The 22,647-nt window shown below is 42.4% G+C and carries 22 protein-coding genes; all 22 read right to left on the reverse strand.

The window, feature by feature from the left end; genetic code table 11:
* Nucleotides 1-83 precede the first annotated feature (83 nt).
* Nucleotides 84-1,019: a glycosyltransferase gene (locus tag E2R66_RS01425; protein WP_133229580.1), complete on the reverse strand. Its 936-nt coding sequence runs from the start codon at nucleotides 1,017-1,019 to the stop codon at nucleotides 84-86.
* Nucleotides 1,012-2,109 (reverse strand): acyltransferase family protein, encoded by a 1,098-nt coding sequence (locus E2R66_RS01430; RefSeq protein WP_133229578.1) that lies wholly within the window; start codon nucleotides 2,107-2,109, stop codon nucleotides 1,012-1,014. Before E2R66_RS01430 ends, E2R66_RS01425 begins: the two co-directional genes overlap by 8 nt.
* Before the next feature lie 45 nt (nucleotides 2,110-2,154).
* Nucleotides 2,155-2,889, reverse strand: coding sequence for a glycosyltransferase family 9 protein (locus E2R66_RS01435; protein WP_158288312.1), 735 nt, complete (start codon nucleotides 2,887-2,889; stop codon nucleotides 2,155-2,157).
* Nucleotides 2,890-3,153: 264 nt separating this feature from the next.
* On the reverse strand, nucleotides 3,154-4,236 hold the full coding sequence (locus tag E2R66_RS01440) for a hypothetical protein (protein WP_133229574.1): 1,083 nt from the start codon (nucleotides 4,234-4,236) through the stop codon (nucleotides 3,154-3,156).
* Nucleotides 4,233-5,621 carry an MBOAT family O-acyltransferase gene (locus E2R66_RS01445; RefSeq protein ID WP_133229572.1) on the reverse strand — a complete coding sequence of 463 codons (1,389 nt, stop codon included), beginning with the start codon at nucleotides 5,619-5,621 and terminating at the stop codon, nucleotides 4,233-4,235. The genes E2R66_RS01440 and E2R66_RS01445 overlap by 4 nt, the downstream gene beginning before the upstream one ends.
* Before the next feature lie 77 nt (nucleotides 5,622-5,698).
* The gene (locus E2R66_RS01450) at nucleotides 5,699-6,610 is read right to left on the reverse strand and encodes an FkbM family methyltransferase (protein WP_133229570.1); all 912 of its coding nucleotides are present in this window, start codon (nucleotides 6,608-6,610) and stop codon (nucleotides 5,699-5,701) included.
* 18 nt (nucleotides 6,611-6,628) lie between these two features.
* Nucleotides 6,629-7,552 (reverse strand): glycosyltransferase family 2 protein, encoded by a 924-nt coding sequence (locus E2R66_RS01455; RefSeq protein WP_133229568.1) that lies wholly within the window; start codon nucleotides 7,550-7,552, stop codon nucleotides 6,629-6,631.
* Nucleotides 7,549-8,697: a glycosyltransferase gene (locus tag E2R66_RS01460; RefSeq protein WP_158288313.1), complete on the reverse strand. Its 1,149-nt coding sequence runs from the start codon at nucleotides 8,695-8,697 to the stop codon at nucleotides 7,549-7,551. Before E2R66_RS01460 ends, E2R66_RS01455 begins: the two co-directional genes overlap by 4 nt.
* The gene (locus tag E2R66_RS01465; protein ID WP_133229564.1) at nucleotides 8,682-9,575 is read right to left on the reverse strand and encodes an NAD-dependent epimerase/dehydratase family protein; all 894 of its coding nucleotides are present in this window, start codon (nucleotides 9,573-9,575) and stop codon (nucleotides 8,682-8,684) included. The genes E2R66_RS01460 and E2R66_RS01465 overlap by 16 nt, the downstream gene beginning before the upstream one ends.
* Nucleotides 9,575-10,198 (reverse strand): acyltransferase, encoded by a 624-nt coding sequence (locus tag E2R66_RS29190; RefSeq protein ID WP_133229562.1) that lies wholly within the window; start codon nucleotides 10,196-10,198, stop codon nucleotides 9,575-9,577. The genes E2R66_RS01465 and E2R66_RS29190 overlap by 1 nt, the downstream gene beginning before the upstream one ends.
* Nucleotides 10,195-11,133, reverse strand: a complete 939-nt coding sequence (locus tag E2R66_RS01475; protein WP_133229560.1) for a glycosyltransferase family 2 protein — start codon at nucleotides 11,131-11,133, stop codon at nucleotides 10,195-10,197. Before E2R66_RS01475 ends, E2R66_RS29190 begins: the two co-directional genes overlap by 4 nt.
* A 23-nt stretch (nucleotides 11,134-11,156) precedes the next feature.
* Nucleotides 11,157-12,167: a glycosyltransferase gene (locus E2R66_RS01480; RefSeq protein ID WP_133229558.1), complete on the reverse strand. Its 1,011-nt coding sequence runs from the start codon at nucleotides 12,165-12,167 to the stop codon at nucleotides 11,157-11,159.
* Between the two features lie 15 nt (nucleotides 12,168-12,182).
* The gene (locus tag E2R66_RS01485; protein WP_133229556.1) at nucleotides 12,183-13,298 is read right to left on the reverse strand and encodes a glycosyltransferase family 4 protein; all 1,116 of its coding nucleotides are present in this window, start codon (nucleotides 13,296-13,298) and stop codon (nucleotides 12,183-12,185) included.
* A 32-nt stretch (nucleotides 13,299-13,330) separates the two neighbouring features.
* Nucleotides 13,331-14,239: a glycosyltransferase family 2 protein gene (locus tag E2R66_RS01490; RefSeq protein WP_158288314.1), complete on the reverse strand. Its 909-nt coding sequence runs from the start codon at nucleotides 14,237-14,239 to the stop codon at nucleotides 13,331-13,333.
* Complete coding sequence (locus E2R66_RS01495; RefSeq protein WP_133229552.1) at nucleotides 14,232-15,122, reverse strand: alpha-1,2-fucosyltransferase; 891 nt, start codon at nucleotides 15,120-15,122, stop codon at nucleotides 14,232-14,234. The genes E2R66_RS01490 and E2R66_RS01495 overlap by 8 nt, the downstream gene beginning before the upstream one ends.
* Nucleotides 15,123-15,143: 21 nt before the next feature.
* Nucleotides 15,144-15,869 (reverse strand): FkbM family methyltransferase, encoded by a 726-nt coding sequence (locus E2R66_RS01500; protein ID WP_158288315.1) that lies wholly within the window; start codon nucleotides 15,867-15,869, stop codon nucleotides 15,144-15,146.
* Nucleotides 15,870-16,002: 133 nt separating this feature from the next.
* On the reverse strand, nucleotides 16,003-17,010 hold the full coding sequence (locus tag E2R66_RS01505; RefSeq protein ID WP_133229548.1) for a glycosyltransferase family 2 protein: 1,008 nt from the start codon (nucleotides 17,008-17,010) through the stop codon (nucleotides 16,003-16,005).
* Nucleotides 17,007-17,837, reverse strand: coding sequence for a class I SAM-dependent methyltransferase (locus E2R66_RS01510; protein ID WP_133229546.1), 831 nt, complete (start codon nucleotides 17,835-17,837; stop codon nucleotides 17,007-17,009). The genes E2R66_RS01505 and E2R66_RS01510 overlap by 4 nt, the downstream gene beginning before the upstream one ends.
* On the reverse strand, nucleotides 17,830-19,083 hold the full coding sequence (locus E2R66_RS01515) for an ABC transporter ATP-binding protein (RefSeq protein WP_133229544.1): 1,254 nt from the start codon (nucleotides 19,081-19,083) through the stop codon (nucleotides 17,830-17,832). The genes E2R66_RS01510 and E2R66_RS01515 overlap by 8 nt, the downstream gene beginning before the upstream one ends.
* A 31-nt stretch (nucleotides 19,084-19,114) precedes the next feature.
* Nucleotides 19,115-20,233: a glycosyltransferase family 4 protein gene (locus E2R66_RS01520; protein ID WP_133229542.1), complete on the reverse strand. Its 1,119-nt coding sequence runs from the start codon at nucleotides 20,231-20,233 to the stop codon at nucleotides 19,115-19,117.
* On the reverse strand, nucleotides 20,226-22,007 hold the full coding sequence (gene asnB / locus E2R66_RS01525) for an asparagine synthase (glutamine-hydrolyzing) (protein ID WP_133229540.1): 1,782 nt from the start codon (nucleotides 22,005-22,007) through the stop codon (nucleotides 20,226-20,228). Before asnB ends, E2R66_RS01520 begins: the two co-directional genes overlap by 8 nt.
* Nucleotides 22,008-22,129: 122 nt before the next feature.
* A complete protein-coding gene (locus tag E2R66_RS01530) occupies nucleotides 22,130-22,645 on the reverse strand; it encodes a UpxY family transcription antiterminator (RefSeq protein WP_133229538.1) in 516 nt (171 codons plus the stop codon).
* Nucleotides 22,646-22,647 lie beyond the last annotated feature (2 nt).

Consider the following 22,647-nt stretch of genomic DNA (forward strand, 5'->3'; position numbering starts at 1 on the left):
TACCCTCCAAACCGTTGATAGGTTTTAAGTTTTGATACAGGATAACGATAAATTATGTTTACCAGTTTTTGTAGCATCGTGTGTTAAGGTTCCAATCGTGCAAGCGCATCGGTTGTGCCGCAGTATCCTCTCCATTTGATATAATTGACTTTACCAGCAAACGCATTATGTACAAACCAACCTTTTACTTTTCTAAGTGGTACAGTCCAACCCGGAATTTTTTTCCACGGGTTTATACCATGGCTGTGCAATAGCTTAATCCAGGAGTGGTTGGTGTTATTGAGCAGTTTTGCAAGATAAGCTACTTCCATCCGTTCTTTAGGGATAATATGATGAAGCACTAGTTGCGGGAAATAGCCTACCAGCCATCCGCTTCTTAATAACTCCAAAACGATATCATTGTCGCCGCCTGAAGCGAGTGAGGTGCCAGTACGGTCGGTAATCATATTTTGCTGACTTTGCGCTTTTTTCATATACGAAGCAAGGGCTTCCTTACGGATGGCCATACCCGCACCGATGGGTCCATATTGCGGGTAGTTGTTTTGCCAAGACTGGATATGTGTTTCATGACCCATATCGCGAAGGGCCAGGCTTCCATAAAATTCCTTAAGCCACGATGGAGGGGTGATTTCAAATTCGGGAAGCGATTTGCCGCCAATTGCACCAAGGCCGGCTTGGTTACCGAAGATTGTGGTAGCGTTTTGCAGGTAGTTTTCGTCGAGCAGATTATCATCGTCTACCATAACTAATAGACTGTTTTTTGCAGCGTTGAACCCTCTTAGGCGTGCATAGGTAAGGCCTTGCATGGGTTCACGCAGAATAATGGCATCAGGATGCCAGCTTAAATCTGCTTTAACAGGCGGGGTGGAGTTATTATCCACTATAATAAGTTCCCATTGGGTTAAAGCCAACGTTTGTGCCTTTAGGGCTACCAATGTTTTGTTTAACCTATCCCTATTTGGGTTATAGGTTGGGATGATGACCGATATGGAAAAAACCGCTTCTTCTTTATTATTCATTCCGTGGCGTTTGGTTTCGCACCCCACTATTAGAAAACAAAGGCCATGCAAACAGGGCGTCTGTTTTCTTTCGTAAGTTTATAAATGGCCGTTCAATTAATACGAAGCTTAAGAAAGCTAACGCGATTGATAATAAAAAGCTGGTTAATACGAACACCGGTGCACTTAAGCGATTATTCGTCAACTGAAACAGCATGTGCTGCACCGGGAAGCTATAGATATAGATCCCATAAGATAAATCATATCTAAGCCTCAGCTTAAATTGTTGAAATATGTTTATCAGGACAACCGCTATAAGAAGCGGCGATACTAAGTGGAAACCACCAAATTTTAACAACAGCAAAGCGAATAGTAACGCAAATAAAGACCCTCTTAGGTCGAATTTAAACTGATCTTTAAATACATAAATCAACGACCCTGCGAAATATGAAACATAAACTTTTAACGCCGGGGATAAGATAATTAAGGTTGGGCCGTAATTTTTGATAAAGTTAAAACTGATGGCGAAGTAAGCCAGGACGCTTACGAACGTAATCAAATAAAGCATTTTATTTCGACCAAATAAACCAAACCAGCCGGCAATAACGGTAAAGACGTAACATTGTACCTCAGGGTACAAACTCCAGAGACTTCCGTTGAGCGAACCCTTGTAGGCCGCATTGGTTAATACATTCTTAATACTCCATTGGTTTATCTTCAACAGGAAATCGCAGAAAAAGAAGCTTACCGCCCCACCCTCGCCGGTAATGCTGAAACTGCTTAACGGCCCGGTTTTAATGGTATAAATAATGGGAGCTAAAACAAATGATGTGATAAAGAGGCATACCCAAAAGCCCGGCAAAATCCTCAACAGACGATGGGTGATAAACTTGCCGATGTTTGCGGTATTTTCAAAGCTTCCCGTAATCAGATATCCGCTTAAAGAAAAAAAGCCCATAACTCCGAGTTCTCCAAAATTGGTTTGCCCTTTAGCTAAATAGCTAACAGGATCCAGTAATTGATAATTCCCTAACAGCAAGCTATGCGTTATCACCACGCTTAAGGCCAAAAGCAATCGTAATAAATCAAAAGCGTTTTCTTTACTTTTCATTTATAAAGTAAGGAGCAAGTTTCTACTGAAGTATGCCATTAATTATCAATTATAAAGAATATCTACAGGCACGGGCTTGCTGCTATTTTCCAATTCTTTTAAAATTTCGGAGATCGCCATATCTGTGGATATTTGCGTCATGCACATCCTGCCGTATCCGCACAGGTTGTTGAGCCAGCATGGCGAACAATGAACCGCTGAATAAATATTACAGAAGCTATTGTAACCGGTTTGCGCCGGTGTTTCCCGGCCACCGTATACGATAACGCTCCTGCAATCTACCGCGCGTGCAAGGTGCATTGTAAAGCCTGCATACGCAATCAATAAAACAGAATTTTTTAATATCGCCGCGCTTTCCCGCAGGGTTGTTTTTCCCCTAAGGTCGGTTACGTTGTTCAAAGGGTAGTCGTTGTGCGCACCAATCTGCACAAAATCATATTCTGCCCTAAACCTATCTACAATTTCCTGGTAACGCTCGTCTATCCATTCTTTGTTTTTAACAGGTGTTTTTGCGCTGGTATTTGAAACGGCAATTGCAATTTGCTTTTTTGAGATCATGCCCTTTTTCGATTCCTCGGCTGTGAGATAAAAATCGGGCTTGTTTTCAATGGCTCCGTTTAGGCCAATCATGTCGGCCATTTTTAGCACAATATGTTTTTCCGGGATCTTATTTTGATCAGTAACGGGGTCATAGTAGGTATATTTTAACGGAATTATTTTTGCGCCTATCAAATTAAGCAGCGTAGTAGATAACAAAGTATCGTACGGTATAACTGCCACAAAGGGGTTATGCTGGTATAGTTGAGGATAGTCGCATTTTATCCATGTTTTTTTTTGATGCTTTTTGTGAATTTCTTTCGCAAGAATAGTGAGGAGCAAATTGTCGCCCAGAGATTCTCCGAAAGATAAAACGTATGCAGGCACACCAAATCGAAAAAGTTTTTTGAGGGTGGATAGTATCGTTTTAATCGAGCTGATCATTTACTTGGTGTAAAACGCAATTTAGAAAACCGCTAAGCATGAATTTTCTATGCCGGGCATTTATTACTGTTGCCGAGCTAAATTATGTTGCATTACCTTGTTTACTTTGTTTACCCATAAATCTAAACCATAGGGATTCCAGTGTGCATCGCTTATGTAAAACAGGTTGTTTCTGCTTGCCTTATAGTCGTTATAAACACTAATAACAGGCAAGGCGTTGCCCAACTCAACTCTTTCTAACAGGTGGTTATAAGGCCCCCGATTAGGGTCGTAAATGGAAACGGCGTTGGGTATTGCGGCTAAAAAAACGCTTTTGAAGCCTATGTTTTTATAATAGTCGCCTGCTTTTTTAAGTTGATGGTTAATTTCACCTACTTGTTTGTTTGTGCGGTTTGTAAAGGCTGACTGGGCACTGCTGGTATCTACCGAAATATTTAAAAACAAGCGCTTTTTATTTGAGCTTACTGCAACCTCATTCGCCACCCGGCCAAAGAGCGTGTAGTTTAACCATGCCTTGGCCTCCTTTATTGGCGTAAATATCTTATCGTCAAACAACAGTAATTCTACGTTTCGACTAAGGTCCTTATTGAATAATATATTGATTGCCCTTGTTGGCAAGGTAACAGGTTTTACTGCAGTTGTAACCGATTGCGGCTTGTTCTCCCAGGGCTGTTTATCTGCTTCGCTAAAAGTAAAATCATTTAAATTTCGTTCGGCAAATTCCAACATCAGGTAGTTTTGTTTGGTAGAATCCAAAGCCGTGGTCGGCAACGGAAAGCGCCTGTCTAAAAAAAACACATTGTCGAATGCGTCAAAAGCTCCGCTAAGCGTTTTATCCGCCAGGAAGCTATCTCCAATAATGTATAATATGCGGTTGCTTGTGGTTGTTCGATCGCGCGTATATTGTTTAAAGGGCTCTAATGGATGTTTATACCGGGGCAGGTAGCAAAGCCCGTAAAGATCTCCATCGCGCCAACGGTCAGACCGGACGAAGAACCGGTGGTATAAGGATAGTTTATCGTTGGCGGTGAGGTGGTCATAGTAACGGTCTTGTTTTATCTTGTTAATAAACGACTGGTTCATGGCGGCGACTAACAATGCCCCGCTCAATACTAAAAGTATAACGCCAAATAGTTTGTGCTTCAAAATTGAAAGTAAATAAATTGCGAATCATTAAACACGCCAAGGAAATAGCAAGCAACACCCAAAGCCATGGCCGCAGTTATCTTTTTATTATCCGAGAATTCCGCTGAACGGTTTAAATACCATTCACCAGCCAATAACAAAGCAATGATGCACCCACAATAATAAAGTTCACTTACCTGCATTACACCACTTGCACCATAACCATAACTCGGCCCCGAAAACACTGTGCGCAATATGTATATAGCATCTGTGATGGTATTTGCCCTAAAAAATACCCAGGCGAGGGATACTAAATTAAAGGTTACCAGCCAACCTAGCCAACCAGCCTTTGGCAGATTTATTTTTAGCTTTTTTATTGCTTGATAGGTTATTAACAACAGGCCATGTATTCCGCCCCACACTAAATATTTCCAGTTGGCACCATGCCAAAGTCCGCTTATGATAAAAACTATCATGATATTTACACAAGTGACAGCAAAACTGATCCTGCTGCCGCCAAGCGGAATGTAAACGTAATCACGAAACCATGAGGAAAGAGAAATGTGCCACTTACTCCAAAATTCTGATATGTTTTTTGCCAGATAGGGCATATGAAAGTTACGCATCAGGTTTATCCCCAGCGTCATCGCGGCCCCGACGGCAATATCAGAGTACCCGCTGAAATCGCAATATATCTGGATAGCAAAAAAGTAGATAGCAAAAAGTAAGTCGAGGCTTGTGTGACGGTGCGGGTCGGAGAAAACAGGTTCGACGTAAAGGCCTAACCTATCGGCAATAACTACCTTTTTAAATACCCCAACCATTATTAAAAATAAACCCGCAATAAAAGTGCTTTTAACAAATTTGTGGGTAAGATGCAATTGGGGCAAAATATGTTGCGGGCGTTCAATAGGGCCTGCCACCATTTGCGGGTAAAAAAGCACGTAAAGTGCGTATATTCCAAAATGACGTTCGGCCTTTTGATTGCCACGGTACACCTCTATGGTGTAACTCATGGCCTGAAAGGTGTGGAATGACAAACCAATTGGTAAGATGATATTTAATAAAGGGATTTGCGGCCCTTTTGCCAAAGCCGAAAGAAGGTTGATGTTTTGTGCTAAGAAATCAAAGTATTTATAAAAGGCCAATACGCCAATATTTGCCACGAGGCTTATAATGAGGAATAGCTTTCGCTTGCTTCCCGTTGCACTCTCTATACATAGGCCGGCAACATAATCAACAACTATGGTGAACAGTATAATTAATATATATACTGGCTTAAAGTACATGTAAAAATAGCAACTCGCTATTAACAGCCATATCCAGCGGAACTTACCCGGAACAAGGTAATACCCGCAAGTGACCATTATAAAGAACAGTAAGAAAAGCAAGGAATTAAAAAGCATTGTCGAATATTAAATGTGCCGTTATTTTATGAGGCTATAGGGCGTTTCCATTCCACCTTTTGAATTTCGTGATTAAATTAGTTTGCGTATAAACGGTGTTGCTCTTCTACTGCTATCAGCTCATCGGCCACTTTGTCGTCGTCAGCGTGGAATGCAATAATATCCATGTAATAAATTTTGGCGTTTTTGCCATCCACATAATCAAACATTTGTTTCATGAATTTTTGATTGCTTAGTGTAGACGAGAACATAAACCGCCCGTCGCTTTCGTAGAACAAGATAGTGTTATAGTTATGGTTATGCAACCATGGGAAAATGCTGAATGGGTCCGTTTCCACAACTTCCAGGTTTTCTCTGTTAAATTCAAAAAGGATTGCGGGTTTTACAGATGCGATAAATTTATCGCCTCCCCGGATAATCTTCAAATCGAAGCCTTCGGTGTCTATCTTCAATAGTTTGCATGAATCGTTTAACACCTTGTTTTGATACAGATAATCGATGCTGGAAAATTTGGTGAGGGTAGAGCTATTGCTTTTTTTGGATGGCACAATGGTAAGGTTGTGCCCCACTTTTGTAAAAGTGCAATCCATTTCCACGTTCCGATCAGACAGGAAGGTTTTTATCAATTGTACATTTTTAAATTGCGCAGTGTTGCTGGCGTACGATTCGGCAAGCATGCCGTCGCCTTCAACGCTTATTACCGGCACATCAGCGCCCGTTTTTATCAGTGCTACGCTATCACCCTGGTTAGCACCAATATCGACAGCCGATAGGTGGAGGAAGTGATTATTTAAAACAGAAGTAAGTCTGGTAAGCGATGCGCCGTATTCTTTGGAATACCAATAGCACTCTTTAAGCCCGTTGCCATTAGAAAGTTGAAGTTCAAAATTGCCCACTTTTACGGTACTCGTTCCCTCTGTAAGTGGTTTAATATTCTTTACCAGCGAGTAGCCCAGTAAGTTGAAGGCTTTTCTGATTAATTGTTTCATTTATTGGTTCGGGTGTGTTTAGATAATCTTTAACAGGTGGTATAATTTCATGCGGATGCGGTTGAGGAAACTAATCCTCTTCCACTCATGGACCGGCCCATGTGCATCTGCCGCCCACATTTTTACATGGTCTTCCTGCCATTTAGCTGCCATGGTGGGGTTGGTGGTTTTAGCGTTTTGGTGTACGTGCGCTACAGACAGTGGCTGTTTTAACCGGCTGCGTTTGTGACCCTTTACCAGCCGCAGCCATAGCTCATAATCGAGCGCGCAATGCATTTCTTCCCATATTGGCTGGTGGATGGATGCCCGCCAAAAGCACGATGGCTGCGCAAGCGTAGGTATCTTGATAAAATAATCGGGGAAGGGGGCCACTTTGATTAGGCTGAGCTTTTCGCTCTCATCCAAATCGTAGGCGTAGCCATAAACAAATGCTGGTTTTTTACTGCCATTAAAAGTGGTGGCAACCAAATTAAACACCCCTTCAAGATAATAATCGTCGCTGTTTATCCAGGCGTAGTAATCGCCGGATGCCAGACTGAAACCCATGTTGATGGCATGGCTTTGGCCCCTGTCGGGTTTGCTTTGCCAGTAGCTTAGCCAGGGGCTATATTTTTTGATGATGGCCTCGCTTTCATCCGTACTGTCGCCATCGATAATGATATACTCCAGGTTGGGATAGTTTTGCAGCAATACCGAGCGGATAGTTTTTTCGAGGTACGCCGCCTGGTTGTACGATGGCGTAACGATAGTAATCTTAGGCCAGTCGATATCCTTGCTATACACATTGGGACCGGTCTCCGAATCAAAAGGCCAGCCATTTCCCGCTGCTTTTGGCAATTGAGCCAATAGTCCTCCAGCCGCAGCAGGCGAAACGGGCAGGGGATAATCAATCCCTTTATCTGCAAACTCCTGTCGGTATAATTTTAGGTCGGGCAGGATCATGATTTGCAGACGATTAAAAAATTGCGGCCAAATTTTTCGATATGGCTTTGGTAGGCATCGCTTTTATATAATGGGGGTAAGGCTGGCTCATTCGTGGCCTTGTTAAGTAAGTTCACCAGTTCGTCCATATCATTAGGGGCGAAGAATTGCGCACTGCTGCCGGCGAGCTGTTCCTGGTGTACATTAATCGCCGATGCGATCAGCGCTTTGTTCATGGCTTTGGCATCTTCTACAACGGTGCTCCAGCCTTCGAAAAAGGATGGCTGGATGATGGCGATAGATTCCGCCATCAGTTTCAATTGCTCTTTCCTATCTATAAAGCCCAGGAATTTGATGTTGCCTGCCATATCATTATCGGCAACATATTTTTCTAAGGAGGCAAAATAATCGGGATGGCGGTAATCAATGGTTTTACCGGTAAAGGCAACCATGATTTCTGTACCCTGCTTTTTTAGTTTATCTACCGCTTTAAGTACCGTAAGCTGGTTTTTATGTTTCCAGAACTGGTTAGGGCAGATAAAAAACCGCGTTGGTAATTGGTGTTTATGAAGCAGCGATGCAATATCTAACTGCTGGTAAGGCGGATGGGTTACTGCAAAAGGCAACACATGCAATTTTACAGTATGGCCGGGGTACAAGGCCTTAAAATGGGCCAATGCATCTTCGCTGCTTAAAATTAAAGTCTCTGCCGAGGATTGAATGGTGTGTTGATGTTTCTTAATGGTATCTATTGCTTCGGCCGTAAAAAATTCCGGTGCGAAGCTTTCCTGGAAATCGGCGATCCAGTATATTTTTTTGGTAGCGAGCGATTGCTGCACGCACTCATAATACGGGAAAGCGGCATCGAGCCCTTTTATCTTTTGATTGAATACGGTTGTCTTGAGCAATCTGTTTGCAACCTTGTTTACAAATCTGAAAAGCCTGTTGCTTTCCCCTGAACTCAATTGGAAACTGATATACGGGTAGCTGAGCTTGTTTTGTGCTACCCGAACATCTGTTTGATTGGCGGCAAGGATTACGATATGCGGCTTTTCTGCATCGGGCAGGGTATCTAAGGCGTTAATCAAATTCTCGATATAGTAGGAGCCGCCTATCCAAAGCTCGTTGTATGTATAGCTTAAAGCTATCCTTATTCTTTTAGCCAATTGCAGTAATCTGTAAGGCCATCTTCAAAGCTTATGGTTTGATGATAGCCCAGGTTGTTTAATAATGTGGTATCGGCCTGCCAGTAAAGCGGGTCGCCCTCGCGGTTTTGGCCGCTAAAATTCAATGTGCCACCGAATTCGATATTTTGAAGAAACGATTCGGCGGCATACTTAATGGTAGTAGCGCTGCTGTTGGCAACGTTAAAAATGCGTTGCTTAGGTTGCTGGTAGGCAATCAACACCCAAACAGCATTGGCAATATCCAGCACGTGTATAAATTCCCGTGTTTCGTTGCCGGTGCCGAAGAGCGTAAGGTTATCTGTTGCTACAGATTTCTTATGTAAGTCCCAAAATAGCTGTTTTTTAAGGCCCCGCCCATATGCCGAAAAGAGGCGCAGTACGTAAGTCTCCAAGCCAAAGTATTGGTGATACAATGCGCACAATTCTTCGGCTTGTTTTTTATGGATGCCATAAGGCGATAGCGGCGCAAGTGTATGCGCCTCTGTAATGGGTAGGGCTTGCGGGTTACCGTACACAGCCGCGCTGGATAACTGGATAAATTTGCAGGTGGGTGCATCGTCTTTTATCGCGTTCAGCAGGGTGACCACAAGCTGCACGTTGAGCAGGTAATCCCTGAGAGGATGCTTAAAAGAATCGGGCACGGAAGCCGCACCGGCGCAGTTAATGCACCAATCGAATTGATGCTCGCCAAAAATTTGTTTAAAATCGGCGTTACTGGCATCAATCAGGAAATATTTATCGTCATCGTACACAGCAGTTACGTCGGCTCCGTAAACATCTGCACCGTGCTGTTTTCTCAGAAAATCTGCGCAGGCTTTGCCTATGAACCCCATGCTGCCTATTACCAGTATCTTCATTATTTATTGAGGGTTTTGATAACCTTTGCCGGATTGCCGACTACAAGGGTATAGGCGGGTACATCTTTGGTAACCACAGCACAGGCACCCACAATGGCTCCTTCGCCAATGGTAACACCTTTTAAAATCGTAGCGTTGAAGCTCACCCACGCATAATCGTGTATAACGATAGGGGCGGTGAGCACATTACCCTTATCGCTCCAGGCACCGTTTTGCATCAGGTCTACGTAACGCTCTGCCCGCTCCAGGGCATCTAATTCGTGCGAGTTAGTATCCATAATATTCACATTATGTGATATCTGCACAAAGTTGCCGATAGTAACCGATTCGCCCGACCATATGCGCGAATGATCGCCAACGTAGCAATTTTCGCCTATGGATATTTTGCCGCCGTACTTAAATACACTCAGCATGCCGCGTATGTGGGTATTGTTGCCAATTGCGATTTTGGTTTTGTCCTGTCCGTTTACCACTACGGCTTCCGGGTAAAAAGTAGCGCCGTTATTGGTGATATTGTATTGGATATTTTGTACCTGTTTGGCTTCTTTTACCTGCTCTATCAGATGATGCAGGTTGGTTTTATCAACAAACCAAACCAGTATGGCCTTTATAAGCTTTTTCATGATTGTGGTGTTGGTTTTTTATGGGTGATGGCTCTAAGCAGGTACCGGATTACCCTACCCGGCGAAAATTTTTGCATGGAAGCCTTCGCGGTAACTACTTGGTAAATTAGTTTCAGATATGCTATATCAGCTTTTTCTTGAGTAGGGGCTACTAATGGGAAAGCTATAGCCCGGCTTTCGAGCCTGGCAATGGCGTTATCATCAGAATTTAAATGCGTTCCGCTTGCGAAGCCTATGTTCCTGACCAGGTTTACCGCCGGATTTATAGCCAACCCGTTGTTGATAAGGATGGTATAAAACCATTGAATATCCCAGGTATCCAGCGTGCCGTTATGAGATGCCTCGAACATGGGCAAATAGAAATCATACCAACCTTTTGTTTGTATATTTTCCCTGATTACTTTTTTAGTTTCTGATCGTGGCCAGTCTTTCATAGCCTCATCGTACAGTTTCCAGGCGCGTTTCCAGGTGGCCCAGCCCCATATGCCGCCATGGGCAAAAAAATAAGATTGCTTATCGTATTTCCAGGGCTTGCCTAAAAGGTTAGACCCCGAGACAGACATTACGCTATCGTCATCGCGGTAGCGGCTCAGCAACTCGGTGCAGTAGGGGAAGAAGGTTCTATCGGGAAGGCAGTCATCTTCCAGTATAATACCTTCTTCTACATGATCAAAAAACCAGTCGATAGCTCTGCTTACAGCGGTTTTACAACCCAGATTTTCATCCCTGAAGAGGGTTTTTACTTCGCAATGCCAGTCTATTTCATTTACTATCGTTCTTACTTGGGCACATAACAGGGCATCTACGGGGTTTGCAACCCTTGGTCCATCGGCTGCTATATAAAGCTGCGTGGGCTTAACTTGCCTAATTACATCGAAAACCTGTTGGGTAAGCTCGGGGCGGTTAAATACCAAAAAAAGAACGGGCGTTTGCAATTGCGGTAGCTGGTTAAAAGTTGTTAGAGCTGGTTTATTTTGGATAAAACAGCTTTGGTATGGTAGTGGTGTTTTTTGATTTTTTTGCGATTATAAAGCAGTGCATGGAATGTGCCCCATAATCCCATTAATTGTAGTTTGCTTTCTATTGAGGTTGATTCCCGTTTTTTAAGCGTTTTATAGACCAGCGAAATTTTTTGCCTGATGATGGCTTTTAACGAGGTAAATAACCACCCGCTAAGCACTTGCTCAATAGGCCTTTTTTCTTTATGGATAATGGCGTGATAGGTGTAAAGGAGCACGTTGGTGTAAGCCATCCAATATTTTAAACGGGCGATATATTCAATATTTTGCCTTTTGTGGGGTATAAAATGTTTGAATACCAACTGGTCATTTGCGGTTATCTTATATCCCAATAAATAGAAAATGAAACAGATTTCAACGTCTTCGCCGCAAATTAATGACGACCCTGTTCTGCCGGTAGTTATTTGTCGCCAATGATTATCTAATAAATTAGTTAAGATGCTTTTGCGGTACACCGACCCTGCCCCATAAACCCAGTGTTCCGTATCGACCCATTTTTGCGATTCATTTACGGTAACACTATGGATATACGCTTCAGGTAAAAGGACAGGCTGCTGTGGTTCAATAATACCCAAGCCACCCAAAGCGCCGATATTACTGTCTGCATGCATTAAATCAAAAGCAGTTTGAATATAGTTACTATTTAGCCAGTTGTCATCGTCGCATGTTATCAGGTATTCGAACTTTGAGTGCGTTACGCCCATTTCAAAAGCATAGTTTTTGCCAGGTTTGGGCTGATGTAATACTTCAAAGCCTACTCCTTTACAACCTTGAACCTTCCATAGCTCACGTGCCACGTTGGATGTTTCATCTGTAGATGCGTTATCTATCACAATAATCTCCCATGCAATGTGCTCAGATACTTGCTGAACCGCCAGGTGTTTTAAAGTTTCGGGCAGCCGCTCGGCACTATTGTAACAGCAAATAATTACAGTTACGCCTATTTCCATGCAGATGTGAAATAATTATGCATAAACTTCGTCCATTTTGCGCTTAAAGGCATCGTAAGTAAATGTTTGCAAATACTTACTGCGGGAGTTGCGGCCGTACTGGCGGCACAGTCCATCATCGTCAACCAGGCCTATAATCGCATTTACATGCGCCTGTATATCGGTTGCGCCTACTAAGCGCCCGTTATACCCATCTTCAACAGATTCGGGTAGGCCGCCTGTATCAGATACTACACAAGGTAGTCCGTGGCTCATTGCCTCCACAACGGCGATGCCGTGAGTCTCGTAAAGACTGGGTTGATAATAGATGGCTGTATTTTTTAAATATTCGCCGGGCTGGGTAACTAAGCCCTTAAAGGTTATACGGTCATCTTCATATGTTGCCTGCGCATAATAATCAAGTAACGGTCCGTTGCCCAGCCATTGAAAGCGAGCTTGCGGGCGAGCAGCAGTAACGCGTTTGGCTACTTCCAGCCAGGTTGCCGGGTTTTTATATTCAATTAGCTGCCCCAGCGTGGTGATGGTTTTTGTGTTTTGTACATACTCCATATCGCTATCGCACTGTGTGCTATCCATACCGACGCAATTATAAACTACCATTACAAAAGCTTGCCTATCGGGTGCTATTTCCCAGTTTTGGCACAAGGTGTTTTTATTGGCGTTTGATACTGTAATAATCTTTTTCCGCTTGCCTAATGTATGGTTACAGGTATATGGCGTAAAGGAGGTATGGCGTTTTACGGGCGTGGTATGTAAAATATAATACACCTTGCAAAAAGGTAGCCATAGCAGGTAAAGGTGTTTCTCGGGCACGGTGGCGCAGATAGTAATATCGGCAAAGGCATTCACCGCGCTTAACGCTTGCAGCACTATTATCGATCGTATGATGAAGAAAAGCTCCTTTACATTAGTGGTAAAGTTATATTGTAAATGTGCGTGCGGGTGTATGCCTGGTTGTATTCTTACCTTTAAATCGTTCGCCCCCTCAATATTTTTTAACAGCGCCAGCTGGCTTTTATCTTCTAATAGTAGCAGCACATTCTCGGCTCCCAGGTATTCTATCAAAGTTTTCAGATGCGCGTTGCTACCTCCGAATGCATAAAGCGTAGCAATGATGATATGTTTCTTCAACTTGGTGAGTGAGGCGTTGCCTCATGGTGAGTTTAATAAAGCCTGATGACGATTTTCCTTAGATGGCGCATCGGCAGTAGGAAGCTAAGGCTGTAAAATAAGGCAGCGAGATGTAAGGGAAAAACCTGCTTAATCAATGCCCTGAATCTTTTTGGTGTCCTGTCGTAGCCATTGTACAACCAGTATTTGATTTTTTCTCTGGCTATTTTTCGCGCTTCATTTGTATATCCATGATTCTTGCTGCCAAAATCCTTTATAATCTGAATGAGTTCGAAGGTGGCGTGCCTGTCTTTTGCGGTTATAGAATTATCATGCATACGATAGAGCGACAACGGGGCAGCTATAGACTGAAATGTATGCCCCATGCCCAACATCCTCAGCCACATTTCATAATCTTCGGCCACTTTGATGTCCGTAAATTTACCGGCACTGATTATAGCTTCTCGTTTGACCAAGACAGTTAGGTTGGGGATTTGGTTATAGTTGAGGAAAGTAATGATACCCTCTCTGCCTTTGTAAATAGCATTGCCCACCTGCATGGTGGTAGTTTTGTTTACATCCAATTCGTTATTGAAAACGGAATAGTTAGTAAATAAGAGCTCAACGTTGGCCGCTTTTAAAGCGCTAACCGAAACTTCAAGTTTTTCTTTAAGCCACAAATCATCTGCATCCAAAAAAGCGATATATTCTCCCTTGCTTGTTGCTATGCCTGCATTTTTTGCATTTCCCTGCCCGCTGTTCTGCTGAGAAATAGATTTGATCCGAGCATCCTGCTGCTTGTATTGCTTAATTATGTTGCCTGTATTGTCGTTAGAACCATCATCTATTACAATCAGCTCCCAATTAGTATAGGTTTGATTCATCACGCTTTCTATACTTTCGGCAATATATTTTTGTGCGTTGTAAGCCGGCATTATAACCGATACCAGCGGGCTATTCATATCGTAAAACAGTCCATTGACTGGGGACAATGTCGTTGATATCGAACTCGAATGGTGGTACAAACCAGTTGTAAGGGGCAAACACATCGCCCCTGCGAGTTGAAAGCCAGGCACCCCACCAACTAAAACTGCTGTTGGCAATTATATGATGTTTGCAATAAGTCATCAACGCCATGTCTTTCCAACTATGTTCTGCAGAATTGCGTTCTATGAAAATCACCTCTAACCCATCGGTGTTCACGTTTTTTTTTGCCCAAGGCACGTCATCAGAAAATACAAAAACTACAAGGTGCCCGTAACGGCTCTTTAATATATCTAATGCTTTATGATAATAGGAAAGCGGGAGAATACCATGAATACTGTTGATGTTTGGTATTAAATAATCGCCCCGGCGGATATGGAAGTTCACAGCATTTTCTGCGCTGAGCATTTTTGATGCAATCAGCTTGTTATCCTCATCCAATGGCGGGAATTCAAATTCCGATAGGATAGCTTGTCGTTTATCGCTAAAATATTTTTCAGATTGGAAGTATCCATCAAGATACAAATGCTGGCTTTTCACATATTCGGTAAATGATATATAGCCAGTACCCTGGTGATGCAAGTGCTGAAAAAGCGGTTTAAGCCTTGCCCTAATTGCCTTTATAAGGAAAGACTTTCCAGTAAAAATTGCGTAACGTAAGCCACTCGCTCTACTACTTTTAAGATTTTTAAATATGTGGAGTTCATAACTCCTGGCAATAAATGACTCAGTGTCCTTAGCATTTTCTGTATAGAACTTCGTGTCGAGGTAAACTGTTTCGTTGGGTTTTGCCAAACCTCGGGCCGCACTGTACTGAAACATTTGGTTCCCTAAGCCACCATATAATTTTGCAACTATCAATTGACTGGTGTAATTAGTTGTTTAACCAAAAAAGAGTTTGCGTTCGCGTGGAACGAAAATAACATTACTTATTTTATGCGTCTGGAAATTGGCTTGCTCAATCAGTGCCAAATCTTGTTCATCTTCCGGTATACCGAAAATGCTGTAGTCGTCAAGCATCAGCACCGATAAAAGTTCCTCTTTCGCATAACCAGCATCATTGGATGTATTTTCAGAGTACTCCATCAAAATGGTTGGCCGGTGCTTTAAGATGGTTTTTGCCGCGCCTCCTAGTACAAGCAACTCTGCGCCTTCCACATCAATTTTAATGATATTTGGCGAAGAGACAACGCCTTTTTCAATCAGGTTGTCAAGCGTGTCTAATTTTATCAGTTCTACACCGATTTTTTTTAAGCTGTGTTCTTTCGGGATTTTCCTTTCAAAAATAGAATTATTGCCGCTGGAGTTATAAATATTGATACTGAGCTGGCCAGGCGCATTAGATAAACCTAGGTTAAAAGGCACGGCGTTACGTATTCCATTTCTTTTAAAATTACGTTTTAGTAGCGAAAAAGTGCCTTTTACAGGCTCGAACGAAAATACATTTTTGCATTGAGCAGCGTATCGAGTGCTGAAATAGCCGCAATTTGCGCCAACATCTATCAGTACCGGTTGATGATAGCTTTTTACAACCTCATCTAAAAAGTAGATCACATTTTTTTCGTAATAATCTCCTGAAGAAAATGCCCAAGCCAGGTCTGTGGTCACAAGAAATCTTAGGTTATTACGTGGAATACGTATTTCCGTACAGTTTTTATTTAAAAGTTTAAACTTGATTGTACTTGCTTTTTTTAAACCCCTGTTGTAAAATTTCGAAAACATTAAACCTATATTCTTAGTTTTAACTGGATACTACCTGGCAGATTTTCCCTTTAATCCTGGAAAAAATGTGAATCAATTTATCAATGGCAGGAATTTTGATATTCATTATTTGGAATAATGCTGTAATCGATTGATAAGGCGATAAACCAAATTTTTTGTGATAAAGGGTAAATATCCGATAAGTTGAATTAATATTGAAGCCTTTGTAGTGGCAAACCATCACCATATTCAAATTGCTTCTCAAAGCCTCTTTGATCATTTCATAAGTGATAACAGACTTGGATGTTTTTAGATATTGAAAGTGATTTAGCGCCCATTCAACAAAATGCAAATGCCCAATGATCATTTTGTGTTTCTGACTGGAGGCTGCTGATGAAATATTTAAACCGCTATAACGCCAATATACTTTTGCGTCGGGAATAATTTGAATACCCTTATCATGTGAAAATAAAATTGAAGTGGCCCAATCTGCGCCTTGTGCAAACTCTGTAAATACAAAACCACCGCATTTATCATAAATCTCTCTGGAAAATATGTGATCGGGCATTGAATTGCCACGTTTGCCTTTTAATAAATAAAAAGCCATAGACGCTGAACTTTCTTTTTCCGGGCCAATTGGACATTCGTGAAGAACAGAGTCATTTTTGTCAATTGTAACAGTGTTGAATCTGCAAACATCAAAATCATTGTTTTTATTTTCTAATGCGAGGTAAAAATTCTCGACGCAATTTTCGTCCATGATATCGTCATCAGAAAAGAGACAAATCCAATTTTCGCCTTTTGTGAGACCTACACACCTATTCCACTGTAATACCAAATTTTCTGCTCCGATATTATTTTCGAACCGCGTGTAATAAATTCGCAGCGAACCCTTGTACCTGTTTATGATTTCTGACAAGGCAAAGGGGCTGTTGTCATCCCCAATATAAACCGTGAAATTTTTATTTGTTTGGCGAGCAAGAGAGTTTAAAGTTTTATCGAAAAACTGGTGTTTGTAAGCTGGAATTACAATTGCGAGTTCACTCATTTGGCTTTTGCTATCACGATTTGATAGCCGTATCGTAATGTGCCTAGTTCTTCTTTTGCGTACTGTTGCGTAAATTCTTCTATTGCTGAAAAAATTGTTGTTGCCTGAGAATCAGGAACAAGTACGGGGGCTTCTGTGCCCAAAAATGTTCTTTTAATTTTGTTAGTAATGCGTCGGGAAAGGTCGTTTTTCCGTTGTATCGAGGGCGTATTTATTTTTGGATAGAGTTGTACATAAACTTTTTCGATGTCAAATAGATCTTCCAATATTGCTTGAAATTCCATAAACCCCCATTCCTGCACGTGGTGGGGGTTGTCTGGATACTCGTTTAAGGGCAGTGATGAAATTGGCGTTGATACTATGAAGAGTCCATCGCTTTTTAAACACTTACTTACATTTACGAGGAATGCTTTGTAGTTCGTTAAATGTTCTATCGTTTCAAAACTAACTACGACGTCGAATTCATTGGTAAGTTCGAACGTTTGTACATCGGCGACCTTAAAGTTGATGTTGCTGGCGCCGTTGCGGTGATTGGCATACCTAAGTGCTTCTGGTTGGATATCAAAGCCTGTTACATGCATTGCCGCACCAACAGTAGCCATTATGTTACTCCCTTTGCCGGTGCCACAGGCCACATCAAGAACTTTTTTGCCTCGTATATATTTGCAGGCAAGTTTGTATCGTTCGGAGTGGGAGAATTCTGTTATTTCTCTTAAAAAACCAGGCACCCAACGTTCCGACTCTCCTCTTAGTAATAAATTCGCAAGCGTGTTTAACTCGTATTGTAAACAAAAGACCTCTTCAGCTAAATTGTTTTTTTCAGTCATTTGCCCAAATTTGATTTATGAATATACTTCCTTGGCTAGCGTCAGGTAGTAAGTAGTCTGCTTTTGTTGACAAAAAAATTTCAAACTGTAAGCCGTTATCGTAGTAATCCAATGTTTCATAATCATTACCGATAAATACTTCGGTTTTATAAATACCGGGTTTCAAATGCATTTGCCCTACCTGGCATTTTATATGGTTGGGACCAGGTTTTAAACAAAATCCTTTATTATAAAATCTGCTGAACAAAGTAAGAACTCTTACATCGTTCATGTCATTTATCCCTATCCCAACAAAAACATTATCCATATGCACTGTTGAATCGATAGTCAAACGCACCACTTTCGAAGTTTCCATTTGAATATATTCGTTTCTATCCTCATCCGTTATCAAAAATTCTGATAGCCATGCTTTTTTGCCTTCGCTTAATATCTTTACATTTTTTGTATACTTAATGCCCCTGTCATTTGAGTATGCTAACATTGCCTCCCCAATCGTTCCGTTCAATATCAATCGCCCATTTTTTAAATAACTGCCCTTGTTGCAAAGGGCGATAACGGCTGTCATATTGTGGCTGACGAATAGTACCGTTCGCCCCTGGCCTTTTCTTACGTCGTTCATTTTACCCAGGCATTTTTTTTGAAATTCGGCATCACCAACTGCAAGAACTTCATCCACAATCAAAATTTCGCTTTCCAGATGAGCGGCTACAGCAAATGCCAATCTTACGTACATACCTGAAGAGTACCTTTTTACAGGTGTATCGATATACCTCTCTACGCCCGAGAAAGCTACTATTTCATCAAATCTTCTTTTAATTTCGGACTTTCGCATACCAAGAATAGCCCCGTTTAAGAAAATGTTTTCTCGGCCGCTTAATTCTGGGTGAAAACCGGTGCCAACTTCTAACAAACTTACCACCCGGCCTTTCATCTTGATAGTTCCCGTTGTTGGCGAAGTAGTTCTGCCCAAAAGCTTGAGTAACGTACTTTTGCCGGCACCGTTACTGCCAATTATGCCTACCGCATCTCCCTCTTCTACTTCTAAATTAATATCTTTTAGGCTCCAAACTATATTGCTGGTGCCTTTCGTGGTCCTATCGTTTACTTCGCCCACTTTCAGGAAAGGGTCTTCTTTGCCACGCAGGCGCGCCCAATAACGTTCCAGATCGCGCGAGATGGTGCCTGTGCCAAAAGTGCCTAACTGGTAAGCTTTAGATAAGTTCTCTACCTGTATTACTTTAGGCATCCGTTAAATAGTTGATAAGTTATATGGGCCATTAATCTGACAGTAATTTTTGCAGGCTTTCTGCATAAGTTTGCTCATTGAAATATTGCAAGCATTTTTGCTGAAGTGCTTTGCGCTTATCAAGTGTTAAGGGGTGCAATAAATGTTCTGCTATTTGCTTTTCAAGCTCCTGGTTATCATCCGGGTCTATCGCGGTGCCTAGTTCGCCGTTTTTAACTGCATCCACGCTGCCATCGGCATTGCCGCATAGTACAGGCAGGCCACAGGCAAGGGCTTCGATGAACACTATGCCGAAACCTTCCTTTTTGCTTGGCAAAACAAACAGATCGGCCAGCAGGAAATGGTTAGCCAATTCTGGCTCGTCTATGAAACCGGTTAGCAACACATTATCGGTTACGCCGTTGGCCTCAATAAGACCTTTAACGCGACGGCCTTCCAGTTCATCGTACTTGCCGGATATGATGTACTTAATACCGGGGAAACGATGCTTCAATTTTGCCACAGTAGCGATAACATTATCATACCCCTTATATTTTTCTGTAGATGCCAGGCGCGTAAGCGTAAAAATTACCGGGTTTTCATAGGTTAGTCCGTAGCGAGTTAACAGGCTTTCGGGCTTAGCCAGGTTGGCCGGTAACTCTATAAAAGGGTCTATGGCGTTGTTCAACACCTCGCATTTGCTTTCGTTGGCACCATGCAGGCTTATTAATTTGTCTTTAGTAAACCGGCTTACGCAAATTATCTTATCGCAATGCTTCAAAAGTAGTTTTTTATGGAAACCAAGGGGGCGCCAAACCTCTATGCCATGGGCTATCAGCCAAACCTGGCATTTAGGTTTCAGGGTTTTTATAAGTATCCCTACAACAGCAAAGTTTATGTGGCTCAAAATAACCGTGTCGTTTTTATCGGCACTGAGCAGGGCGTTTAAAACAAAGGATGCTTTGTTTTTACTAAAGCCCTTGAAGTTTTCTGCCCGGATGTATTGCGGTTGCAAATCGGCATCGGCATCGTAAAGTGAAAGGAGCTTTAAGCCCCAACCATTTTTTTGGCATATGTGCTGCAGCGAATAGGCTAGCGTGCGTGCCATTTTTTGTATGCCGCCCGTGGCGCTAAAAGTTTGTAGAGTTAAAAGGTGGATGTTTTTAGGCATGCTTTTGTATTTGATAAAGAGCGTATGCCTTTGACCAATGCCCTTTACCTTGTTTGAAATCGTTGATTATTGCTTTGGCGAATTTGCCTTGATAGTGACTTTCATCCGCAATGTACTCATTATTTTTCATCCACTGCTGCAGAGGGAAAGTAAAGCCCATTTTCGGCCTGCTCCACACGACCTCTGGCAATAGCGTTTTAAAACTATCTATCAATATTTTTTTTGGCCTATCGCCTGCAAAACGTAGTTCATGGCTTATCTGTTGTGTGAAAATGCCCAGGTCCTCATCCAGGAAAGGTACCCTAACTTCCAGCCCGTGGCTCATGCTCATAACATCGGTATCCCGCAGTAGTTGGTTCTGCATATAGAGGTTGGTTTCGAACCACGACGCATGTAAGCCATCATATTTACCAACAGGCGGCAACGGGTTAAAACCGAACAGAATATTACTTACCTGCTCCTGGCTCATATTAAGTATTTGTGCAATATCTACCGGAGTGTAAAACCCGCGCAGAAACAGGTAGTCTGCCGCCGGGTGGTCGTACGCCAAATATGCCAGCCGCTTGTAGTTACTTGCCTGTATATGGCTTGCCCTCGCTAACAGGGGTTTGGGGAGCATCCTGAGATATTTTATCCATTTTATCCTTTCGAAAGACGGATAACCTCCGTAAAGTTCGTCGGCTCCCACGCCGGACAGTACAGCTTTCAGCCCGTTGTCGTGGGCATATTTACTAATAAACCAGGAGTTGATACCATCGGTAGTAGGCATATCCATTGCCGTGAGGATATCCGGGAAATATTCTTCAAAATCTCGTTCTTTAACCAGGTGCTTAAAATTCTCTCCATTGAGATGATTTACTACCGTGTTTTGATACAGCCGCTCATCGTAAGATTTTTCGTCGAAGAATATCGAAACGGTTTTAAGCTGCTGTTTTTGCGAATTGGCCAGCAACGCAATAATAGCGGAATCTATACCCCCGCTCAAAAAAACACCTAGTGGCGCATCAGCTATCAGTTGCCTTTTTACTGCGTTTTGCAAGGTTTGGAAAATGCCTTCCTCCGCAGCGTGTTTATCTGTTATGTAATTAGAAGGCTTATTTGAAACGAATTTGTGCAGGGCATAGCTGCCATTTTTTTTCTTGTGAAGGTAATGCCCTTTTGGCAGGCTTGATACTTCTTTTAAGGTAGTATGGGGTTCTGGGATATGCCCGTAGGCCAAAAGCCAAACAGGCCATCTCAGGTCTGTTTCTGGCGCAATGCCAGCTGCCTTGAATGCTCTTAATTCTGATGCGAAGGCCAAACTGCCGTTTATGGTAGAGTAGTAGAGCGGTTTTATGCCGCCCGAATCGCGAACGAGGAAAACTTCTTCTGCGGCGGTATCATACAAAGCGAACGCGAACATCCCCCTTAATTTGTTGAAAGCTGCTACGCCCCAATATAAATAAGCTTGTATAATCACCTCTGTATCCGTTTCGGAGGTGAATTGGGCGCCTAGCGTTTTAAGCTGATGCTTCAGCTCCAGGTAGTTGTAAATCTCCCCGTTAAAAGTAATCCAGGCTTTTTTAGCGCAATCGGCCATTGGCTGGTGTCCGTTATTGCTTAAGTCAATAATAGAAAGCCTGCGGTGCCCAAAAACAAGATTTGCATTTTCATCCTCAAAAATACCTGCATCATCGGGCCCACCGTGTTGCATAGCGTTGCACATGATGTTTACCAGTGCTTTTGAATGCTCGTTATCGCCTTTGGTTGAGACTATTCCTGCTATGCGGCACATATTTTATCGAGTCGGGCGCAGCTTCGCCCCGTAAGTTACATGTATTATTTGTAACTTATTTATAATCAATTGTTTAATTAACGTGCAATTTTAGGTTTGCACTAATTTTGTTGTTTGCGTTCTTACGCCCGGTTAACGAAAGAGGCGGCCATATTCACTATTATAGAGCAGCCCAGGCTTTCTAACCTAAGCAATAATTGCTTTTGCGAGCGGTAGGCAATCATCTCTCCGGCTAAGCCTTTTAAGGGCCCTGCCTTTATCCTTATTTTTTCTCCGGGTTGCAAATGCTCTTCGGTTACTTCCAATTCTAACGAGCTCGCCAACAACAACTTCAGGTCTTCAATTTGTTTATCGGGCATGGCGCTAATTCTACCCGAAAAATAAATAAAACGTGCTACGCCTTTGGTCATCAAAACCTCGGCCTGCTGGTTTTCTGCAATATGTACAAATAGGTAAGATTTTAGCAGTGGCTCCTCCACCCACTTCTTGCGGTCGCTCCACTGCTTTAGGCTTTTCTGGAGCGGCAGATAAGCTTCTACGCCTTTGCTTATTAGAGAAGCGTATGCCTTTTTTTCTGCCCGGGGGTTTGTATATACCGGGAACCATCGTTGCTTTCCGGCATCGTTATTTAAAACCATGC

Origin of the sequence: Mucilaginibacter psychrotolerans (assembly GCF_004519315.1) — a bacterium.
Taxonomy (GTDB): Bacteria; Bacteroidota; Bacteroidia; order Sphingobacteriales; family Sphingobacteriaceae; genus Mucilaginibacter; species Mucilaginibacter psychrotolerans.

Excerpts from the sequence above, each read along its gene's own strand:
- E2R66_RS01425 (WP_133229580.1), bottom strand. The coding sequence starts at position 1,019 with ATGAATAATAAAGAAGAAGCGGTTTTTTCCATATCGGTCATCATCCCA.
- E2R66_RS01430 (WP_133229578.1), bottom strand. The coding sequence starts at position 2,109 with ATGAAAAGTAAAGAAAACGCTTTTGATTTATTACGATTGCTTTTGGCC.
- E2R66_RS01445 (WP_133229572.1), bottom strand. The coding sequence starts at position 5,621 with ATGCTTTTTAATTCCTTGCTTTTCTTACTGTTCTTTATAATGGTCACT.
- E2R66_RS01450 (WP_133229570.1), bottom strand. The coding sequence starts at position 6,610 with ATGAAACAATTAATCAGAAAAGCCTTCAACTTACTGGGCTACTCGCTG.
- E2R66_RS01455 (WP_133229568.1), bottom strand. The coding sequence starts at position 7,552 with ATGATCCTGCCCGACCTAAAATTATACCGACAGGAGTTTGCAGATAAA.
- E2R66_RS01465 (WP_133229564.1), bottom strand. The coding sequence starts at position 9,575 with ATGAAGATACTGGTAATAGGCAGCATGGGGTTCATAGGCAAAGCCTGC.
- E2R66_RS29190 (WP_133229562.1), bottom strand. The coding sequence starts at position 10,198 with ATGAAAAAGCTTATAAAGGCCATACTGGTTTGGTTTGTTGATAAAACC.
- E2R66_RS01480 (WP_133229558.1), bottom strand. The coding sequence starts at position 12,167 with ATGGAAATAGGCGTAACTGTAATTATTTGCTGTTACAATAGTGCCGAG.
- E2R66_RS01490 (WP_158288314.1), bottom strand. The coding sequence starts at position 14,239 with ATGAATAGCCCGCTGGTATCGGTTATAATGCCGGCTTACAACGCACAA.
- E2R66_RS01505 (WP_133229548.1), bottom strand. The coding sequence starts at position 17,010 with ATGAGTGAACTCGCAATTGTAATTCCAGCTTACAAACACCAGTTTTTC.
- E2R66_RS01510 (WP_133229546.1), bottom strand. The coding sequence starts at position 17,837 with ATGACTGAAAAAAACAATTTAGCTGAAGAGGTCTTTTGTTTACAATAC.
- E2R66_RS01515 (WP_133229544.1), bottom strand. The coding sequence starts at position 19,083 with ATGCCTAAAGTAATACAGGTAGAGAACTTATCTAAAGCTTACCAGTTA.
- E2R66_RS01520 (WP_133229542.1), bottom strand. The coding sequence starts at position 20,233 with ATGCCTAAAAACATCCACCTTTTAACTCTACAAACTTTTAGCGCCACG.
- asnB (WP_133229540.1), bottom strand. The coding sequence starts at position 22,007 with ATGTGCCGCATAGCAGGAATAGTCTCAACCAAAGGCGATAACGAGCAT.
- E2R66_RS01530 (WP_133229538.1), bottom strand. The coding sequence starts at position 22,645 with ATGGTTTTAAATAACGATGCCGGAAAGCAACGATGGTTCCCGGTATAT.